Source organism: Devosia beringensis (genome assembly GCF_014926585.1).
Lineage (GTDB): Bacteria > Pseudomonadota > Alphaproteobacteria > Rhizobiales > Devosiaceae > Devosia > Devosia beringensis.
Window position 1 is genome coordinate 665,624 of the sequence record NZ_CP045422.1, and the last position, 17,588, is coordinate 683,211.

20 protein-coding genes are annotated in these 17,588 nt (G+C 66.0%); 9 read left to right on the forward strand and 11 right to left on the reverse strand.

Annotated features, from left to right (window positions below; translation table 11 throughout):
* Positions 1-264: 264 nt before the first annotated feature.
* The 3 genes from GDR53_RS03265 to GDR53_RS03275 form a co-directional block, all read right to left on the reverse strand.
* Entirely contained in the window at positions 265-1,278 is a 1,014-nt protein-coding gene (locus tag GDR53_RS03265; protein ID WP_193336676.1) for a LacI family DNA-binding transcriptional regulator, read from the reverse strand.
* A gap of 55 nt (positions 1,279-1,333) precedes the next feature.
* A complete protein-coding gene (locus GDR53_RS03270) occupies positions 1,334-2,050 on the reverse strand; it encodes a spermidine synthase (protein ID WP_193336677.1) in 717 nt (238 codons plus the stop codon).
* Positions 2,051-2,115: 65 nt separating this feature from the next.
* On the reverse strand, positions 2,116-2,727 hold the full coding sequence (locus tag GDR53_RS03275; RefSeq protein WP_193336678.1) for a biotin transporter BioY: 612 nt from the start codon (positions 2,725-2,727) through the stop codon (positions 2,116-2,118).
* Positions 2,728-2,824: 97 nt separating this feature from the next.
* Here GDR53_RS03275 and GDR53_RS03280 point away from each other — a divergent pair, with 97 nt between their 5' ends.
* Positions 2,825-3,736: an MBL fold metallo-hydrolase gene (locus GDR53_RS03280; protein WP_193336679.1), complete on the forward strand. Its 912-nt coding sequence runs from the start codon at positions 2,825-2,827 to the stop codon at positions 3,734-3,736.
* Positions 3,737-3,748: 12 nt separating this feature from the next.
* On the opposite strand, the gene GDR53_RS03285 is transcribed toward GDR53_RS03280, so the two are convergent.
* The 4 genes from GDR53_RS03285 to pdxH form a co-directional block, all read right to left on the reverse strand.
* On the reverse strand, positions 3,749-4,579 hold the full coding sequence (locus GDR53_RS03285; RefSeq protein WP_193336680.1) for a DUF1499 domain-containing protein: 831 nt from the start codon (positions 4,577-4,579) through the stop codon (positions 3,749-3,751).
* A 76-nt stretch (positions 4,580-4,655) separates the two neighbouring features.
* A complete protein-coding gene (locus GDR53_RS03290) occupies positions 4,656-5,816 on the reverse strand; it encodes a M48 family metallopeptidase (protein WP_193336681.1) in 1,161 nt (386 codons plus the stop codon).
* Complete coding sequence (locus GDR53_RS03295; RefSeq protein ID WP_193336682.1) at positions 5,816-7,030, reverse strand: DUF898 family protein; 1,215 nt, start codon at positions 7,028-7,030, stop codon at positions 5,816-5,818. The genes GDR53_RS03290 and GDR53_RS03295 overlap by 1 nt, the downstream gene beginning before the upstream one ends.
* A gap of 11 nt (positions 7,031-7,041) precedes the next feature.
* Positions 7,042-7,659, reverse strand: coding sequence for a pyridoxamine 5'-phosphate oxidase (gene pdxH / locus GDR53_RS03300; RefSeq protein ID WP_408639795.1), 618 nt, complete (start codon positions 7,657-7,659; stop codon positions 7,042-7,044).
* 119 nt (positions 7,660-7,778) lie between these two features.
* On the opposite strand from pdxH, the gene GDR53_RS03305 reads away from it, so the two are divergent.
* Positions 7,779-8,726: a DnaJ C-terminal domain-containing protein gene (locus tag GDR53_RS03305; RefSeq protein WP_193337942.1), complete on the forward strand. Its 948-nt coding sequence runs from the start codon at positions 7,779-7,781 to the stop codon at positions 8,724-8,726.
* 125 nt (positions 8,727-8,851) lie between these two features.
* On the opposite strand, the gene GDR53_RS03310 is transcribed toward GDR53_RS03305, so the two are convergent.
* Entirely contained in the window at positions 8,852-9,784 is a 933-nt protein-coding gene (locus GDR53_RS03310) for an L-threonylcarbamoyladenylate synthase (protein WP_193336684.1), read from the reverse strand.
* Positions 9,785-9,875: 91 nt separating this feature from the next.
* Between GDR53_RS03310 and GDR53_RS03315 the strand changes: the two genes are divergently transcribed.
* From GDR53_RS03315 to GDR53_RS03335, 5 genes are read left to right on the forward strand one after another with little or no spacing between them, the layout of a single operon-like run.
* On the forward strand, positions 9,876-10,823 hold the full coding sequence (locus GDR53_RS03315; protein ID WP_193336685.1) for a histone deacetylase family protein: 948 nt from the start codon (positions 9,876-9,878) through the stop codon (positions 10,821-10,823).
* Positions 10,824-10,833: 10 nt separating this feature from the next.
* On the forward strand, positions 10,834-11,076 hold the full coding sequence (locus tag GDR53_RS03320; protein WP_193336686.1) for an exodeoxyribonuclease VII small subunit: 243 nt from the start codon (positions 10,834-10,836) through the stop codon (positions 11,074-11,076).
* 21 nt (positions 11,077-11,097) lie between these two features.
* Positions 11,098-11,700, forward strand: coding sequence for an SCO family protein (locus GDR53_RS03325; protein WP_193336687.1), 603 nt, complete (start codon positions 11,098-11,100; stop codon positions 11,698-11,700).
* Positions 11,697-12,446, forward strand: coding sequence for a TlyA family RNA methyltransferase (locus GDR53_RS03330; protein ID WP_193336688.1), 750 nt, complete (start codon positions 11,697-11,699; stop codon positions 12,444-12,446). The genes GDR53_RS03325 and GDR53_RS03330 overlap by 4 nt, the downstream gene beginning before the upstream one ends.
* Before the next feature lie 11 nt (positions 12,447-12,457).
* Positions 12,458-12,715 (forward strand): hypothetical protein, encoded by a 258-nt coding sequence (locus tag GDR53_RS03335; RefSeq protein ID WP_193336689.1) that lies wholly within the window; start codon positions 12,458-12,460, stop codon positions 12,713-12,715.
* On the opposite strand, the gene aroC is transcribed toward GDR53_RS03335, so the two are convergent.
* Both aroC and GDR53_RS03345 read right to left on the reverse strand, forming a co-directional pair.
* Positions 12,712-13,827 (reverse strand): chorismate synthase, encoded by a 1,116-nt coding sequence (aroC, locus tag GDR53_RS03340; RefSeq protein ID WP_193336690.1) that lies wholly within the window; start codon positions 13,825-13,827, stop codon positions 12,712-12,714. The two genes, GDR53_RS03335 and aroC, sit on opposite strands and share 4 nt — an antisense overlap.
* 67 nt (positions 13,828-13,894) lie before the next feature.
* Positions 13,895-14,527 (reverse strand): histidine phosphatase family protein, encoded by a 633-nt coding sequence (locus GDR53_RS03345; protein WP_193336691.1) that lies wholly within the window; start codon positions 14,525-14,527, stop codon positions 13,895-13,897.
* Between the two features lie 280 nt (positions 14,528-14,807).
* Here GDR53_RS03345 and GDR53_RS03350 point away from each other — a divergent pair, with 280 nt between their 5' ends.
* Together GDR53_RS03350 and GDR53_RS03355 are read left to right on the forward strand one after the other, a co-directional pair.
* Positions 14,808-16,223: an FAD-binding oxidoreductase gene (locus GDR53_RS03350; RefSeq protein WP_193336692.1), complete on the forward strand. Its 1,416-nt coding sequence runs from the start codon at positions 14,808-14,810 to the stop codon at positions 16,221-16,223.
* 56 nt (positions 16,224-16,279) lie between these two features.
* Positions 16,280-16,840, forward strand: a complete 561-nt coding sequence (locus tag GDR53_RS03355; RefSeq protein ID WP_193336693.1) for a hemerythrin domain-containing protein — start codon at positions 16,280-16,282, stop codon at positions 16,838-16,840.
* On the opposite strand, the gene GDR53_RS03360 is transcribed toward GDR53_RS03355, so the two are convergent.
* Entirely contained in the window at positions 16,837-17,568 is a 732-nt protein-coding gene (locus GDR53_RS03360) for an SOS response-associated peptidase (protein WP_193336694.1), read from the reverse strand. The genes GDR53_RS03355 and GDR53_RS03360 overlap by 4 nt on opposite strands.
* Positions 17,569-17,588 lie beyond the last annotated feature (20 nt).

The window sequence follows — 17,588 nt, forward strand, 5'->3', positions numbered from 1 at the left end:
GCGGGATCGGACGATCACATGGCGTGCCGGGACCGGTCCCGACGCGCCCACCTCATGGGGCTCCTCCCCAGATTGCGGCAGCAATCGGCAGGCATCCCAATCTTTGTCGGGGTTCGCCAGCCTGCGTCGCAATGCAGACCAGAAAACACCGGATGGCGACTGCACACAAGTGCATTGGCCAAGAAATATGGGAGCTTCCTTAGGGGGACTGCATAACGCTTTGATGACAATTATGACGTTGCTCAGCTGTGCAAGATTTGCACATCACTGCGCAGAAGGGCGAACCGACTGGCGCCAAACGGGGACCGGTTCGAAGACAATGCGCCGGGAACTGCCGGATTCCGGGTGCAGCAGCAGCTGCACCACCTGGTCGGCCATGGCCTCGAGCGGCTGGGCAAAGGTGGTCAGCCGATAGGCCGACCAGCCGGCCTGTTCAATATCGTCAAAGCCGATAATGCACAGGTCCTGGGGGATGCGGAGGCCGAATTCGTCGCGCGCCACATCCATGAAGCCGAGCGCCAGCAGGTCGGTGACGCAAAAGACTCCGTCCGGACTATTGGAGCGGCCGAAGACCAGCCGCGCCGCCTCGGCCCCCGACTCGTAGACGGTGGGACCGGCTCGGGTGACCGCCACGTCGACGCCGGCCGCGGCGGCGGCGGCGAGGAATACGGTTTCGCGCTCAACCAGGCTGGCCGTGCGGGCGGTGGAGCTGATCAGCCCAAGCCGCTGGCAGCCGGCCCGGCGCAGCAGGTAAAAGGCCTCGCGCCCGGCCAGGGCATTGTCGACACCCAGATTGTTGGAGCCGCTGAGCTGCTCGTCGCGGTTGATCAGCACCACCTGCTGGCCATTGGCCAGGCAGGTTTCGATCAGCGAGGCCGAGGGCGTGCCCGAGAGCACGACGGTGGCGTCGGCCCGATAGTTGAGGGTCTGGCGCAAAGCCGTCGAGACGCTGGCGGTATCGGTTTCGGTATTGATCACCATGGTGATCTTGCCCACGGCCTGCAGTTTGCGGGTCATGACGTCGACCATGCGGGCGCGAATCGGCGTGGTCATGTTGGAGACCACCAGGCACACGATATTGCTGCGTTCGCGCAGGCCGCGGGCCAGGTGGTTGACGTGATAGCCCAGGGCCTCGGCGGCTTCGAGCACCTTGCGGCGCGTCGCCTCCGACACGCTGGCCCCGGCGGTGAAGGTGCGCGACACGGCCGAGCGCGACACGCCGGCACGTTCGGCCACGGTTTGTGCGCTGACGAAACCGGGAGTCTTCAGATCGCTCATGGCGGCATGCTTCCTGCGGCAGAGCAGGCAGATAGTGGGAAGAATCGCGCCAGCGTCAAGCTGCAGGCGGGCCGGACGGGGTCTGGGGTTTGGCTGCCGGCCGTCTGGCGAGCCAGATATGGTGGCGCTCGCCGCCCTTGTTGCCGCGGGCCCGGACCTTTTCCTCGCGCACGGCAAAGCCGGCCGTGGCCAGCCGCTTGGTGAAGGGGGCGCTGGTATGGGAGGACCATACGGCCAGCACCCCGCCGGGGCGCAAAGTGGTCAGGGTGCGGCGCAGGCTTTTGACGCTGTAGAGCTGCTGGTTGGAATCGCGCGTCAGCCCCTCGGGGCCGTTGTCGACATCGAGCAGAATGGCATCATAGCGGTTCTCGCCGGCCAGAGCCGTGCCGACATCGCCCAGGCGGATGGTGACGCGCGGATCGTCGAGGCTGGTGCCGAACACGTCCGCCATTGGCCCGCGCGCCCAGGCGACCACGGCGGGCACCAGTTCGGCCACGGTGATGCGGGCATCGGCCGGCAGGATGGCCAGCGCCGCACGCAGGGTAAAGCCCATGCCCAGCCCGCCGATCAGCATATGGGCTTGCTTGTGCGTGTTGATGGCGGCCCAGCTGAGACTCGCCAGCGCCTCTTCCGAGCCGCTCATGCGGCTGTTCATCAGCGCGGTCGAGCCGGTCATGATGCAGAATTCACTGCCGCGCTGCATCAGGCGCAGATCGCCTTCGCCGCCAGGCACCGTGGCCGTATCGAGCAGAGTCCAGGGGGTGACGGCCATGCATACTCGCAAAAACAGAAAGCCGGCCGCGGGGGCCGGCTTTCGTTGAAAATGTCGACCAGCGTCTAGCGCTTGGCGATGAGCGTCCAGGCACCGGTAACGGTGAGGGCAGCCAGAGCCATCTTGAGGATGTCCCAGACGATGAAGGGCTGCACGGCGCCGGCAAAGGCGGATGCCACGACATTGTTCTGGTCAATCCAGCCAGCCTGGCCGGACATGGTCAGCAGCCAGGTAAATCCCAGGGCATAGAGGACAACATTGCCGACGATCATGGCGCCAAACAGCGCGATCGGCTTGCCGGATGCGCCACGATCGGCGGCCCAGCCGATGATTGCCGCCATCAGCGGATAACCGATAAGAAAACCGCCAGTGGGACCAGCCATATAGGCGAGACCGCCGCCGCTAATGAAGACCGGCAGACCAAATGCGCCTTCCAGCAAGTAGAGCGCCACTGTGGCGACGCCGATGCGCAAACCAAATGCCGCAGCGATGGCGGCAATGGCGAAGCTGCCCATGCTGATCGGCACGGGCCAGACCGGTACACTGATCTTGGCGCAGATGGTGATGAGCAGCGTGCCGAGCACGACGGTCACCAGATTGGACACCAGCTTGGCAGTGTCACCCTTGGGCTGATAAAGGCCAAGCAGCGTGTTGGGCGTGGTCAAAGTGACGGCCATTTCTTACCTTCCATGCATTCGTGGAACCGGCATCCCTGTGCCGGGACGCTCACCAATTCGTAATGTCACTTCATAATCTGCTGTCCCCGAGAGCGCAATGGCCGCCCCTATCGCCTTCAAACGCCAATTTGAGCCGCAGACCGGCATGGCCGTGCCGGTGGCCCCCGGGCTGGTGCGGGTGACCGCGCCCAATGCCAGCGCCTATACCTTTACCGGCACCAACAGCTTTCTGATCGGCCATGAACGGCTGGCTTTGCTCGATCCCGGCCCGGATGATGAAGCCCATCTCGATGCGCTGCGCCGGGCCATCGGCGGCCGGGCGCTCGAAACCATCATCCTGACCCATACCCACCGCGACCACAGCGCCGCGGCGGCGCGGCTGGGTCGGGAATTTGGCGTGCCGATCTGGTTCGGCGGGCCGCACCGCCTGTCGCGGCCGCTGCACCGATTCGAGCGCAACCGGCTGGCGCGTTCCTGCAACTGGGACCTGGTGCCCGACCGGACGCTGGTCGATGGCGAAACCATTGCGGCGGGCGATGTCAGCCTCAGCGTCCACACCACGCCCGGCCATTGCGCCAATCATCTGGCCTTCGGCCTGGGCGATGTGCTGCTGAGCGGCGATCACGTCATGGGCTGGAACTCCACCCTGGTCTCGGTGCCCGATGGGTCGATGGCGGATTATCTGGCCTCGCTGGACAAGGTCATCGCCCTGCCCCAGCAGCTTTACGTACCGGCGCATGGCGGGCCGATCGCGCATGGCCCCGTCTTTGCCGCAGCGCTCAGGGCGCACCGGCAGCAGCGCAATGAACAGGTGATTGCCGCGGTCGAGGCTGGCGCGCACCGCGTCGGGGCCATCGTCGACGCCATCTATCCGCAGCAAAACCTGCTGGTGCGGCGGGCGGCCAGCATGACGATCATGGCGCATGTGGAATATCTGGCGGGTCTGGGCCGGGTCAGCCTGCGCCGGAGCCTGTTCGGCGTGCGGATCAGCCCGGCGCCGAAAGACTGAACAGGGTCTGGACTAGTTTGCGGGCGGCGCGTCATCCTCGACCACGACGTCCGCATCCGGTTCGATCTCGGGCTGGTTGATCGTGGGATTGTCGCGCAGCAGCACGGTCACGGCGGTGTCGAGATCGGCCAGGAAACGCTCGATGCGGCGGCCATTGGCGCCGAAATCGTGCGGGGCATGCAGCGAGGCCGAGCGCATGTCCACCACGGCGCTGGCCTCGTCGCCGGTGACGCGCAGCACCACCTCGTCGCGCCAGCCCGGCAGCGTCACGATCTGGGCATTGAGCAGCGCCGGATCGAAGGCCGCATCGGGCGCCCGGACACGACGCACGTCCCAACCGGCATCGGCAACCAGCTGTTCGACCAGGGCAAAGACCTGGGCCTGGCTCAGCGGATAGATGCGGGTCTCGGCGCTGGGAAACAGGGTTTCGGCCTGTTGCCGTGTCAGCAGCAAAGGCGGCGGCATGGAGACGGTGCCGGGCTCAAAGACCAGCGGCAGCCCGTCGCGGGCGGTGGTGGCGAGGTCGGTGACCGGCGGATAGGTGAGCGCCAGGCTGCCATACCAGGCATAGGGGACCAGACAGAGCAGGCCGAGGAACAGGCCAAGCAGCGAACTGCCCCAGCCGCGATCGCCCGTCTGCCACAGCCGAGCCAGGGCGATGATGCCGGCCAGCACTGCCAGGCCGGCGACCAGTGCCCCCCCCAGCGCGGCATTGACGAAGGCCTCGCTGCCGATCAGGCGCAGGTGGTGCAGCAGCACCGACAGGACGACGAGCGGCACCGCGACGCTGCCCAGTCGGCGCGCCCAGATGGCCCATCGCGATGTCCGGATCAGTATGCGCATGGTGCCGCCATTGCTTGGATGCGCCCAGACATAGCGGCAAGTTCTTGCCCGAATTTGAAGATTTGGCCGTGGCCGGTCATTTCATCAGGGTTTTACCCACATCGATGGGGGTGCTGCGCCGCTCGAGGTCGCCGCCGCACATGGTCTTGATGGCGAGCCACTCGGCCAGGCTGAAGGGACGCGCAAGCCCGGCGGGCCGTCCGAGGCTCAGCTGGTTCAGCGCCGCCTTGCGGTCAGCGGTCAGCGGATGGCTGCTGAGCAGGGCCAGGGCGCGGGCGAAATCATCGTCGCGGCCAACGCGGTCGAGCAGATCGGCCAGGCCCGCCGGCTCGAAATCGAGGCGCTGGGCCACCTGGGCGGCGAAGACGTCGGCCTGACGTTCGGCCTGCCGGGAAAAGCGGGTATCGATGATGGTGGCGCCCAGGCCCGCCGCCACGGAAATCCCGGTCATGTCGCCCAGGATGAAGCCGATCAGCGCGCCGGTGCCGGCCGAGGAGAGCAGCTGCTCCATGCCGTGGCGATGGGCGACGTGGCCGATCTCATGGGCCAGCACGCCGGCGAACTCGTCCTCGGTCCGGGCCTGATCGAGCAGCGCCGAGAGGAAATAGACCTGCCCGCCCGGCAAGGCGAAGGCATTGGGAACATCGGAGCGAGCGATATTGATGGTCAGCGTGAAGGGCGTGTCGCTGCCCGCCAGCGCCGCCTGACCAAAGCGGGCCAAAGCGCGGTTGGCGAGACTGTCGGGATCGGGGTCGCAGAGTTCGAGCCCGCCCAGGCTGGACTCCATCTGCTCGGCAAGCGTGGCGCCCAGACGCTGCTCCCAGGCGGGCGGCACCAGAGCCACGATGCGGCTGGCCAGCAGCGGCACGCCGAACAGATAGGCCAGGATCACCGCCGCCAGCGCCAGCGTGGCCATGACCGCCAGGCGCATCTGGCGCCCGGCCTCGCGCCGCTGCCGGGACTGCAGCGCCGGCAGGGTGGCGCGGATGCGGGCAATGGTGTTGGTGCCCTCGACCACCACCTGGGCGCCATCGGGCTGGCCGGTGGCGGCAAGGCGCAGCCGGTCGTCGCTGCCATGGCGCTGATAGAGGTCGCTGGCGGCCCAGCGGGCGACCTCGCTACCATCGATGGCATCATTGATCAGCAGCGCGCCGGATTCATATTCGGCCAGATAATGCAGATGCACCGGGCGCACCGCGGCGACCTTGCCGTCGTAATAGCGCGCCAGCACGGGCATCAGTAGCCCCCCACATTGAGCGCATCGGCCAGGCCCTCGCCGGCCAGGGCCTTGTCCTCGGCGCGGGCACGTACGGTGCGGAGGCTCTCGACCCCGGCAATACTGGCGCTGCTGGCCAGCAGCCGCCACAGGCCCAGGCCGATGAACAGCTCGGTGATCGCAGTAAAGGCGCCCAAGAGCAGCAGGTAGCCGGTGATGATGGCGCCCAGGGTAAGCAGGCTCCCCTGCATCTGCTGGAAGAAGATATCGGCGTCAAAGCCGCCACCGGCAAAGGCCTCGCGCGCGACGAGGCCGAGCACGACCACCCCGCCCAGGGCCAGGGCAGCAAAGGCGACGAGCAGGGCCAGGCCGCACAGCACATATTGCCAGAGGAGCGCGCGTCCGCGCAGCCGCACAGTCAGCACCGCATCGCCCAGCCGGACGGAAGAATAAAACAGACTGAGCTGGCGCGCCTGGTAGCGCAGCGTCAGCGGCCCGATGATCAGGGCGGCGGCGGCCAGCGGTAGAAAAGCCAGTGGCTCAACCGGCCCGCCATCGGGCAGCGCGCCCATGCTGATGGCCAGGGTCGCGCCGGTGCCGCCGATCAGGACGATGGCGGCATAGGTGACGTAGAACGGTGCCGCGAGCTGCTGCCAGCGACCGGCAAAGCCGAAGCGGCGATCGCCATACCAGGTATGGTCATAGCGATAGCGCCATAGGCTGGTGGCCATCAGCGGATAGACCAGGCCCAGAGTGGCCAGCATCAGCAGGCTCCAGCCGAAGCGGCGCAACCCATAGGCCCAGCCATTGCCTGTCTGGTCGAAGCGGATGCCGCGCCAGAGCGTGCGCGACAGGCGGAAGTCGCGGGCCCGGTAGATGGCGTAGCCGGAGAGAAACCACAGGCCCAGGGCAATGCCGGCATAGCCGATAATGGCTGCGTCGCGCGCCAGGGTGGAGAGATAGAACAGCAGGCCATAGAGCGGCAGGAAGACCGCCAGCGCCATGAGGAAGCCGACCAGCAGCTGCATGGCATTGCCGGTATATTCCAGGCTATCGCCGTCGATATCGGTATGGCCCCAATAGAAGCGCCGCTTCCAGGTGAGCAGCCAGAAGCGATAAAGCCCGATGGTGGGCACCAGCAGCAGATAGCCGCGCAACAGCAGGAGGGCCAGGTCGCCTCGCCTGCCCCGGAACCGCACTGGCACCGGCTGGCCGGGCCCCTGCTGCATGGCCATGGCAGCCCGCCCTAGGGGTAGAGCCGCGCGCTGGTCCAGGCCTGGCCAGCGCCGGTGCGGGTGAAACGCACCCGGTCATGCAGGCGGAATTCGCCATCCTTCCAGAACTCGATGCTGGTGGGCACGAGGCGGAAGCCGGACCAGTGCGGCGGCCGCGGCACCACGCCGTCATCGATCTCGGTGGCCAGCAGCGACACGGCGTCGAGCAGGGTCAGCTTGCTGTCGAGCACCCGCGATTGCCGCGAGGCCGACGACGCGATCTGGCTGCCCTTGGGCCGGCTGGCAAAATAGGCATCGGCCTCTGCCTCGGTCACGACCTCGACGGGGCCGCGCATCCGCACCTGGCGGCGCAACGACTTCCAGTGCATCACCATGGCCGCCTTGGGCTGGGCCAGCAGCTGGGTGCCCTTGGTGCTCTCGAAATTGGTAAAAAAGGTGAAGCCGCGTTCGTCGCGGGCATTGAGCAGCACCATGCGGACATCGGGCATGCCGTCGGCATCGACACTGGCCAGGGCCATGGCGTGCGGGTCATTGGGTTCGGCTTCCCCGGCCAGCGCGAACCATTCCTCGAACAGCGCCAGCGGGTCGAGCGCGGTGCGGTCACCATCGTCGAACAGGCGTTCCGTCAGGGTCTGCAGCATATCAATCTCATCTCTTTGACGCACAAAACTGGACAAGCCGAGGGTCGGTGGCCATATAGGACTCGAAACCGGGGCGAAGCAACGCCCGCATCAATTGAATGGACCAAATGCGCGATCCCTATACCGTGCTTGGGGTGCCCCGTTCAGCGAGCGAAAAGGACATCAAGTCCGCCTACCGCAAGCTGGCCAAGAAATATCACCCCGATCAAAACCCAGACGATCCTGCATCGCACGGCAAGTTTGCCGAGGCGACCAATGCCTATGATCTGCTCAATGACACCGACAAGCGCGCCCAGTTCGACCGCGGTGAAATCGACGCTGACGGCAACCCCAAATTTGCTGGCTTCCCGGGTGGCGGGCAGCGTGGCGGCCGCACGGCAGCAGGCGGTTTCACCGCCGAGGACATTCTCAAGGAGTTCATGAGCGGCTTTGGCGGCCAGCCGCGCGGCGGTCCCGGTCCCGGTGCCGGTCGCGGCCCGGGTGCCGGCGGAGCGCAGTGGGATCCGTTTGCCGGGGCAGCCGCGGGCGGGCCCGGCGCCGGACGCACGATGAAGGGCGAGGATATCGTGGTCAATGCCACGGTCAGTCTGGAAGAGGCGCACAAGGCGGCCTCCATCCAGGTGCGCATGCCCAGCGGCAAGGTGCTGTCGGTCAAGCTGCCGGACAAGGTCGATGAGGGTCAGCAGATCCGCCTCAAGGGCCAGGGCGCCGCAGGCATGGGCGAAGCGGGCGACGCGCTCGTCACCGTGCGCTTTGGCAAATCCAAGCAGTTCCGCCGCGACGGCGCCGACCTGCGCACCGATGTGCCGATCACGCTTTATGAAGCGGTTCTCGGCGCCAAGGTCCGCGTGCCGACGCTGGACGGCTCGGTGGAGCTCAACCTGCCGCCGGGAATCGATACCGGCAAGGCCCTGCGCCTCAAGGGCAAGGGCCTTTACGGCGATGGCGACCTCTATGCCAATCTCAAGGTCATCCTGCCGCCGGGCGGCGACGCCGACCTCGAAGCCCTGGCACGGTTCATGCGCGACCAGAAGCCCTACAAGGTGCGGGACTAAACGCCCCACCTAACCTCCCGCTGAAGCGGGAGGGACCGTTCCGAGCGGTGTGCGCGATATTGCCAAGTACACCATCTGTCCCTCCCCCTTCAGGGGGAGGCTAGGAGGGGGTTAAACAACCCACCCTACCCCCTTGGCGCTGCCGCACGCTGCAGCCGGTCGTTGATGGCTTCGCCCAAGCCCGTATCGGGTATCGGCGCCACCGCGATCATGGCTTTGCCCAGTGCATCGAGTGCGTGCAGCATGGAGAACAGGTTGCGTGCCGCCTCGTGCAGGTCGCCGCTCGGCGACAGGTTATGCATCGGCCCGGCAAAGGCCGGTGCGGGCCCAAAGGCCAGAAAAGCCTCGCCGGCGCGCGGCTCGGCATTTAGCCGCAGCAGCGCCCTGGGCGCATAGTGGCTGGCCAGCATGCCGGGCGCCGTGATCGCCTCGCCTTGCTCGGCCAGTTCAACCGTCACGCCCAGGCGCCGCTCGATCTCGCTGCGCGCCAGGGCGCCGGCCCGCAGCTGCACCAGCCGATCGCCCTCGACCCTTATGATTGTGGATTCGACGCCGGCCTGGCAGGGGCCGCCGTCGAGCACGGGCACCGCGCCGGCAAAGCCCAGGCGGACCTGCTCGGCCGTGGTGGGCGAGAGCTTGCCGGAAGGATTGGCCGACGGCGCGGCCAGCGGTCGGCCGACCTTGGCGAGCAAAGCCAGCGCCAGGGGATGGTCGGGAATACGGATGCCGACGCTGTCGAGCCCGGCCGTGGCCACGTCGACGAGGCCATTGCCGGGGCGGGCCGGCAGCACCAGCGTCAGCGGCCCGGGCCAGAGCGTGGCCAGAAGGCGCGCCAGCGGCGAAAATTCGGCCAGGGTCTCGGCCATGGCAAGGTCGGCGCAATGGATGATCAGAGGGTTGAAGCGCGGCCGGCCCTTGGTCTCATAGATGGAGAGCACGGCGTCGGCATTGGTCGCATCGGCGCCCAGGCCGTAGACGGTTTCGGTGGGAAAGGCGCAAAGTTGGCCCGCCCGCAGCAGCACCGCGGCGTCTTCGACCGATTTTGGGTCCGCTGTCATCCGTCATCCGTTCATAGTGGTGAGCGCTGTTTGACAACCCGACCCCGGCGCGTCAAGACGAAGTGACGAATCGACAGGAGACTCGCCCCGCGTGACCACGCTGCTCCTCAGCCAGCCCAACTTTGCCGACCACGTGACGCCGCAGGGTCATCCCGAGCGCGCAGACCGCATTGCCGCCGTCGAGGAGGCGCTGCTGCGGAGCCGCTTTGACAAGCTGATCCGGCGCGAGGCGCCGAGCGGCGACCTCACGCTGGCCGAGCTGGTGCATGACGGCCGCTATCTCGCCAGGCTGCGCGACGCGCGGCCGGCCGAGGGCATCGGCCAGCTCGACCCGGATACCTTCATTTCAGCCAATTCGCTGGCCGTGGCCGCCACCGGCCTCGGCGGCGCCCTCGACGCGCTCGACGCGGTGCTGCTGGGCGAAGTCGACAATGCCTTCTGCGCCATTCGGCCGCCCGGCCACCATGCCGAGATCGCCACGCCAATGGGTTTCTGCCTGATCAATACGGTGGCGATCACGGCGCGCGAGGCGCAGCGCAAATATGGCGCCGAGCGCATCGCCGTCGTCGATTTCGACGTGCATCACGGCAATGGTACGCAGGATATCTTCAAGGCCGATCCGAGCGTTTTCTATGCCTCGAGCCACCAGATGCCGCTGTTTCCGGGCACCGGAAAGCCCAGCGAAACCGGCGTTGGCAATATATTGAACGTGCCGCTGGACGAGAACAGTGATGGCGCAGCGATGCGCGACGCCTATCTCACCCGCATCATTCCTGCGCTGATCGATTTCTCCCCGGACCTGATCCTGCTGTCGTCCGGCTTTGATGCCCATGCGCGCGATCCGCTGGCCCAGCTCAACTGGAGTTCGGCCGATTATGGCTGGCTCACGGGCAAGTTGATGGACGTGGCCGACCGCATGTGCGGCAATCGCATTGTCTCGCTGCTCGAAGGTGGCTATGACCTCAAGGGACTGGCCGGCGGGGTTTCCCACCATGTGGCCATGCTGATGGACGGCGCCATCGGGCGCCTCGATGAATAGGAATCTGCTGATGGCCGACAATGACGATGTGAAGACGCTCAGCTTCGAGGCCGCCCTGGCGCAGCTGGAAGAAATCGTCGGCAAGCTGGAATCCGGCCGCGCCCCGCTGGCCGAGTCGATCGCCATCTATGAGCGCGGCGAGGCCCTCAAGGCCCATTGCGAGGCCCTGCTCAAGGCCGCCGAGGCCCGCATCGAAAAGATCACGCTGTCGCGCGACGGGGTTGCCACTGGCACCGAGCCGCTCGACGCCTAGCCCGAAGGGCCAGCACCAGACATGACGACTCCCAAATCCCTGCGCACGTTCCGCATCATCCTGTGGACCCTGGTCGGCCTTGTCGCCCTGGGCGCCACGGCGCTGTTCGTATTCCAGCCCCCTGCCCGGCCGCTGGGCATTACGGGCCAGGAATTCGCGCTGAACTCGACGCGGGGTGGTGCCTTTACCCAGGACGACCTGGTGGGCACGCCGAGCCTGATCTTTTTCGGCTATACCTTCTGCCCCGATGTCTGCCCCACAACGTTGGCGGAAACCACGGCCATCCGGGCCAAGCTCGGCCTGACGCCCGAACAGCTGCGCATCATCTTCGTTTCGGTCGACCCCGAGCGCGACACGCTCGAGATGGTCAAGGGCTATGTCGAGGGCTTTGACCCAAGCATTATCGGCCTCGTCGCCAGCAGTCTCGAAGAGACCGAAAATGCCAAGACGGCCTTTGGCGTGTTCTCGGAAAAGACCGGCGAACCCGGCGATCCCTACTATCTGGTCAACCACACCGCGCTGACCTTCCTGATCAAGGCCGACGGCACGTTTCAGGGCACAATCGCCTATGAGGAAGACCAGGATACCGCGGCCGCCAAGGTCAAGCGGCTGGTGGAGGGATGAGCGAGCGCATCCGCCTCGACCTGGCCATGGAACAGCGGGGCCTCGTGCCCAGCCGCGCCCGCGCCCGTGACGCCATCCTGCGCGGCACGGTAACGCTCAATGGCGTCACCGCCGTCAAGCAGAACCAGATGGTGGGCAAGGACGATGTGGTCGCGCTCAGCGATCCGGCGGCCAACTATGTCTCGCGCGCCGCGCTCAAGCTGGTGGCGGGGCTTGATGCCGGCGGCATCGATCCCCGGGACAAGGCCTGCGTGGATATCGGCGCCTCGACCGGCGGCTTTACCCAGGTGCTGATGGAGCGTGGCGCCCGGCGCATCTATGCCGTCGACGTGGGCCATGGGCAGTTGCACGAGCGGCTCAAGGGCAGCGATCGCGTGGTCAGCATGGAAGGCGTCAATGCCAAGGACCTGACCGCAGAGATGATCGCCGAACCGATCGAGCTGCTGGTGTCCGATGTGAGCTTTGTCTCGGTCACCAAGGTGCTGGCCGGCCCGCTGGCGCTGTGCGCCGCCGGCGCCGATGCGGTGATCCTGTTCAAGCCGCAGTTCGAAGTCGGTCGCAAGAATGTCGGCAAGGGCGGCATTGTGCGCAGCGAAGAGGCCATCGCCACCGCACTGACCGAAATGATCGCCTTCATGGCCGAGCAGGGCTTTGCGCACCGCCAGTCCATCCCCTCGCCGATCACCGGCGGCGACGGCAATACGGAAACTGTCGCAATTTTCAGGAAGAATGCCGTCCTCGTCTGAGGGACTGCGCCGTGAGCTACCTGCTGACACCGTTGCTGCTGATCGTCTTTGTCATCGGGCTGATCCTGGCACCGACGCCCATCCCGCTCGGCGTGCCGCTGATGGCGCTGTCGGTCTTCCTGCTGATCGCCACCAATCGCCACGCGGCCCGGACGGTGGCGCGGCTGCGCAAACGCTTTGGTTGGCTCAACCGGGCATTCTGCTTCATCGAGGATCGGGCTGGTCCCAAGATCGGCCGCACCCTGAAGCGAACGCGGCCGCGCGGCTAGTTCCGCTCGAAGCCCACCGCGCCGTCGCGGCCGGTCTGACCGCGGTGGCGCAGAAAGTGGTCGGCCAGGACCAGGGCCATCATGGCCTCGCCCACCGGCACGGCGCGAATGCCCACGCAGGGATCGTGGCGGCCCTTGGTGATGATGTCGGTGTCCTGGTTGGCCGTGGTCACCGTCTGGCGCGGCGTCAGGATCGAGGAAGTCGGCTTGACGGCAAAGCGGCAGACGATCGGATCGCCATTGGAAATGCCGCCCAGAATGCCGCCGGCCTGATTGGAGAGGAAATAGGGTTTTTCCGCCCCGGCCCGCATCTGGTCGGCATTGTCGACGCCGGTGAGGCTGGCGGAATCGAAACCGGCGCCGATTTCCACCGCCTTGACCGCATTGATGCTCATCATGGCCGAGGCCAGGTCAGCGCTGAGCTTGCCATAGATCGGCGCGCCCCAGCCGGCCGGAACATTTTCAGCGACAACCTCGATCACCGCGCCTACCGAATTGCCCTCCTTGCGGATGCCGTCGAGGTAATCGGCCCAGAGCGCCGCCGCCGTGGCGTCGGCACAGAAGAAGGGGTTCTGGTCGACCTGGTCCCAGTCGAAATTGGCGTAGTCGATCTTGTGCGGCCCGACCTGCACCAGGCTGGCGCGGATGGTGATGCCGGTCAGCACCTGGCGAGCAATGGCCCCGGCGGCGACGCGGGCGGCGGTTTCGCGCGCCGAGGTGCGGCCACCACCGCGATAGTCACGAATGCCATATTTCTGGTCATAGGTATAATCGGCGTGGCCGGGACGATATTTGTCGCGGATCTCCGAATAATCCTTGGAGCGCTGGTCGGTATTGTCGATCAGCAGGGATATCGGCGTGCCGGTGGTACGCGGCCCGTCAGTACGCTCGTCTTCGAAGACGCCGGAGAGGATCTTGACCTCGTCGGCCTCGCGGCGCTGCGTGGTATATTTTGACTGGCCCGGCTTGCGGCGATCGAGGTCGCGCTGGATGATTTCCGGAGTCAGGGTCAGGCCCGGCGGGCAGCCGTCCACCACCACGCCGAGCGCCGGCCCATGGCTTTCGCCCCAGGTGGTGAAGCGGAACAGATGGCCAAAGGTATTGAATGACATGGCAGACCCCGGATGTTGCCGACGTTCTAGGGGCCCAAGGCCGAGTGGTCAATCAAGCTCGGCGCGCTCAGTCGGCATCCCAGGTCCTGGTGGCCGAATGCAGCGTCATGCGGTTGCCGACGAAATGGGCGATGACGCCCTGCGGGGGCGGCCAGTTGAGCACTTCGCCGCGCTCGGTGCCCTCCACCAGATGGCGCAACACGCGCAGCACGCCGCCATGGGCGACCACCACGGTGTGCTGGGTCAGTTCCTGGGCAAAATCGAGCAGGCGCTCTGCCACGTCCTGATAGTTCTCGCCGCCTTCCGGCCGGAAGTGCCAGTAGCTGGCGTCGCGTTCGCCCGGGGCCAGGGCCATTTCGCGGTTGATTTCGGAGTGCAGACGACCCTCGAGATTGCCGAAGGAAATCTCGATCAGCCGCTTGTCATGGATGACCGGCGGCAGCGTCCCGTCGAAGGCGGCGCGCATGCGGTCCATGGTTTCGGACGCCCGGCTGAGCGGGGAGGCAAACCAGCGCAGCGAAGCCGGATCGACGCCGTCGCGCTCGAGCATCTCGCGCAGCAGCAGGCCATTGGCGTCGGCCTGCAGCTGTCCGGTCTTGTTGAGTGGAATATCCCGGCTGCCCTGGTAGCGCTGTTCGCGGTTCCAGTCGGTTTCGCCATGCCGGGCAAAATAGAAGTCCGGCCACTGATAGCTCGTCATGATCCTGCCTGCTCTTGCCGACATCAAGCCGGCTCTGGGGCAAGCCATTCGGCCCGCCGTCTCGGTCGTGGTCAGGGCTGTCGCCCGCCCCATGGTGCGCAAGCTTTAGGCCGGCACCGTTAAAGCTCATATTAACGTAGCCGAATTCGTCCATCATGCTACCGGTGCCGGCGCGTGGCAGCCATGTGCCCGAGCAGGCGGTGCTTGCCTGGCAGCGGGCCCATGGTTCATTGTCGATATCCCACCGCTGCGGCCGCTGCAGCCCAACATCCGGTTTCCCATGTCCCTTGCCGCCGCCAGCATTATCGACCAACTCACCACTCTGCTCGGCGCCAATAGCGTGATCGGCCTGCCCGAGCAGATGGGCAATTATCTCAGGGAGCCGCGCAAGCGCTTCCATACCGGCGCGGCCGCCGTGGCCCTGCCGGCTTCGGTCGAACAGGTGCAGGCGATTGTGCGCTGGGCCAATGAAAACGCCGTCGGCATCATCCCGCAGGGCGGCAATACGGGCCTGGTCGGTGCCCAGGTGCCGCTGCGCGGCGACGAGGTCATTGTCAGCCTGGGCAAGCTCGACCGCATCCGCGCCGTCGACACAGCCGCCGGCACGATGACGGCCGAGGCCGGGGTGATCCTCGAAAACGCCCACAAGGCGGCGGAAGCGGAAAATACCATCTTCCCGCTCTGGCTGGCCTCGCAGGGCTCGGCGCGCATTGGCGGGCTGCTGTCCTCCAATGCCGGCGGGGTCAATGTGCTGGCCTATGGCAATGCGCGCGAACTGACGATGGGGGTCGAGGCCGTGCTGGCCGATGGCCGGCTCTATCAGGGGCTCAATTCCCTCAAGAAAGACAATACCGGCTATGACCTGCGCGACCTGCTGGTCGGCGCCGAAGGCACGCTGGGCATCATCACCGCGGCGACGCTCAAGATCTTCCCCAAGCCGGAAGACTATGAGACCACGCTGGTCAACATTGCCGGGCCCGAGGCCGCGCTGCCGCTGTTCGAATTGCTGCGCGCCCGGGTTGGCGGGCGGCTCAATGCCTTCGAGATCATGCCGCATCTGGGGCTGGAAATGCAGCTGCGGCAGGGCATGCTCGACGCCGATCCCACCGCTTCGCCCTCCCCCTGGTACGCCTTGATCGAAGTCTCGCGCATGGCCGGCACGGCGCCGGGGGCGCTGCAGGCGGCCGTCGAGGCCGCCTTCGACAAGGGGCTGATCGACAATGCGGTACTTGCCGAATCGCTGGCCGACCGCACGCGGATGTGGGCCTTCCGCGAGCAGATGAGTGAGGTGCAATCGAAGGAAGGCGCCTCGATCAAGCATGACGTCTCTGTGCCGATTGCCGCGGTACCAGAGCTGATCGCCGAGGGCATTGCCGTGGCCGAGCGCCTGGTGCCCGGCATTCGCCCGGTGCCCTTTGGCCATATGGGCGATGGCAATATCCACTTCAATTTCAGCCAGCCGGTCGGCGCCGACCCCAAGGCCTTCATGGCCGAGAATGACGAGAAGCTGCATGAGGCAATCTATGCCATCGTGCTCAGGCTGGGCGGCTCGGTTTCGGCCGAACATGGTATCGGCCAGCTCAAGGTGGACCTGTTGCGGCAGGTGAAAGACCCGGTGGCGCTCGACATGATGCGGGCGATCAAGATGGCGCTCGATCCCAAGGGGATTCTCAATCCGGGAAAAATGCTCGGCTGACAGTCACAAATTGGTGCCGTCTTGCCCTTGCCGGCAAACCGCTCCATCTATCGGCCATGTTGCTCAATATCGCTTTTCTCGACGACGCTACGCGTCCCCCCGCCCCCAAGCTCGAAGGCCTGACTGACGCACAGCGGCAGCCCGGCGCGCATTTGCGGATGATTCACGACCATCTGCGCGACAATATGAAAACTCTGGGCAAGCTGATCGAGCGCGCCGCGGCCGGCAGCGTGACCCCGGCCGAGATCGCCGCGGAAACCGACAGCCTGGCCATGGTCTCGAACTATCGCCGCTTCGGTAATCTGTGCGGCCAATATTGCCAGGTGGTGCATACGCACCATTCCATCGAGGACTATGCCATTTTCCCGGCGCTGGCCCAGCAGGGCGGCGTGTTTAAGGCGATTGCCGAGCGGCTGGCTGCCGAGCATGTGGTGGTGCATGAGCTGCTGCTGGCGCTGGTCGATGCGCTCAACGCGCTGGCCGGCGATCCGAGCCCCAGCCATTTCGACGATGCCAAAGAGGTCTACCAGGCGCTTGAACGCGTGCTGCTGTCCCATCTGGGCTATGAAGAAGATGCCATGGGCGACGCGCTGGGCTATTTCGAGATCGGCGTCTAGAACAGATCGAGCTGACCGCCACCGGCCGCTTTCTTCAGCCGAACCGGCTCGGGTTTTTCCAGCGTTACCGGCACGATCAGCCCGGGATCATCATCGCGGGCAGAATTGACCCGTGTCGAGACCGGGTGAAATTTGAGCGCGCCGTCGGCCAGGGGCAGCACCAGCTGCGCGGCGGCATCGGCCCGCACCTCGCGTACATTGAGCCAGTCGTCGATCGCCTGACCCTCCAGGATCGCCGGCATGCGGTGATGAATGGGTTCGAGCTGGGCATTGGTGGGCACGGTAATGGTGGCGAGGCTGTCGATCTCCTCGCCTTCGGGGCCGACCCAGGTGGCATAGAGCCCCGCCAGCGCCATGGGGCGGTCATCTTCCATGGTGATGTAATAGGGCTGCTTGGATTTGTCGGGATTGGTGTGCCACTCGTAATAGCCGCTCGCCGGGATGATGCAGCGGCCATGCTTGAGCGCGTCGCGGAAGGCGGGCTTTTCGCCCATGGTTTCCACCCGCGCATTGACCAGCAGCGGAAACTCGCGCGGATCCTTGACCCAGCGCGGCACCAGTCCCCAGCGGGCGAAATGGCCCTCGCGGCGGCCGCCCTCCTCCCAGATGGCCACCACGGGCTGGGTGGGCGCGATATTGTAGCGCGGCACCAGCTCGATATGGTTGAGCAGCTTGAACAGCTCTTCCATCATCTCGGGCGGCAGGGTGGACGCGTAGCGGCCGCACATGTTCGGTATCTCCCAATTGG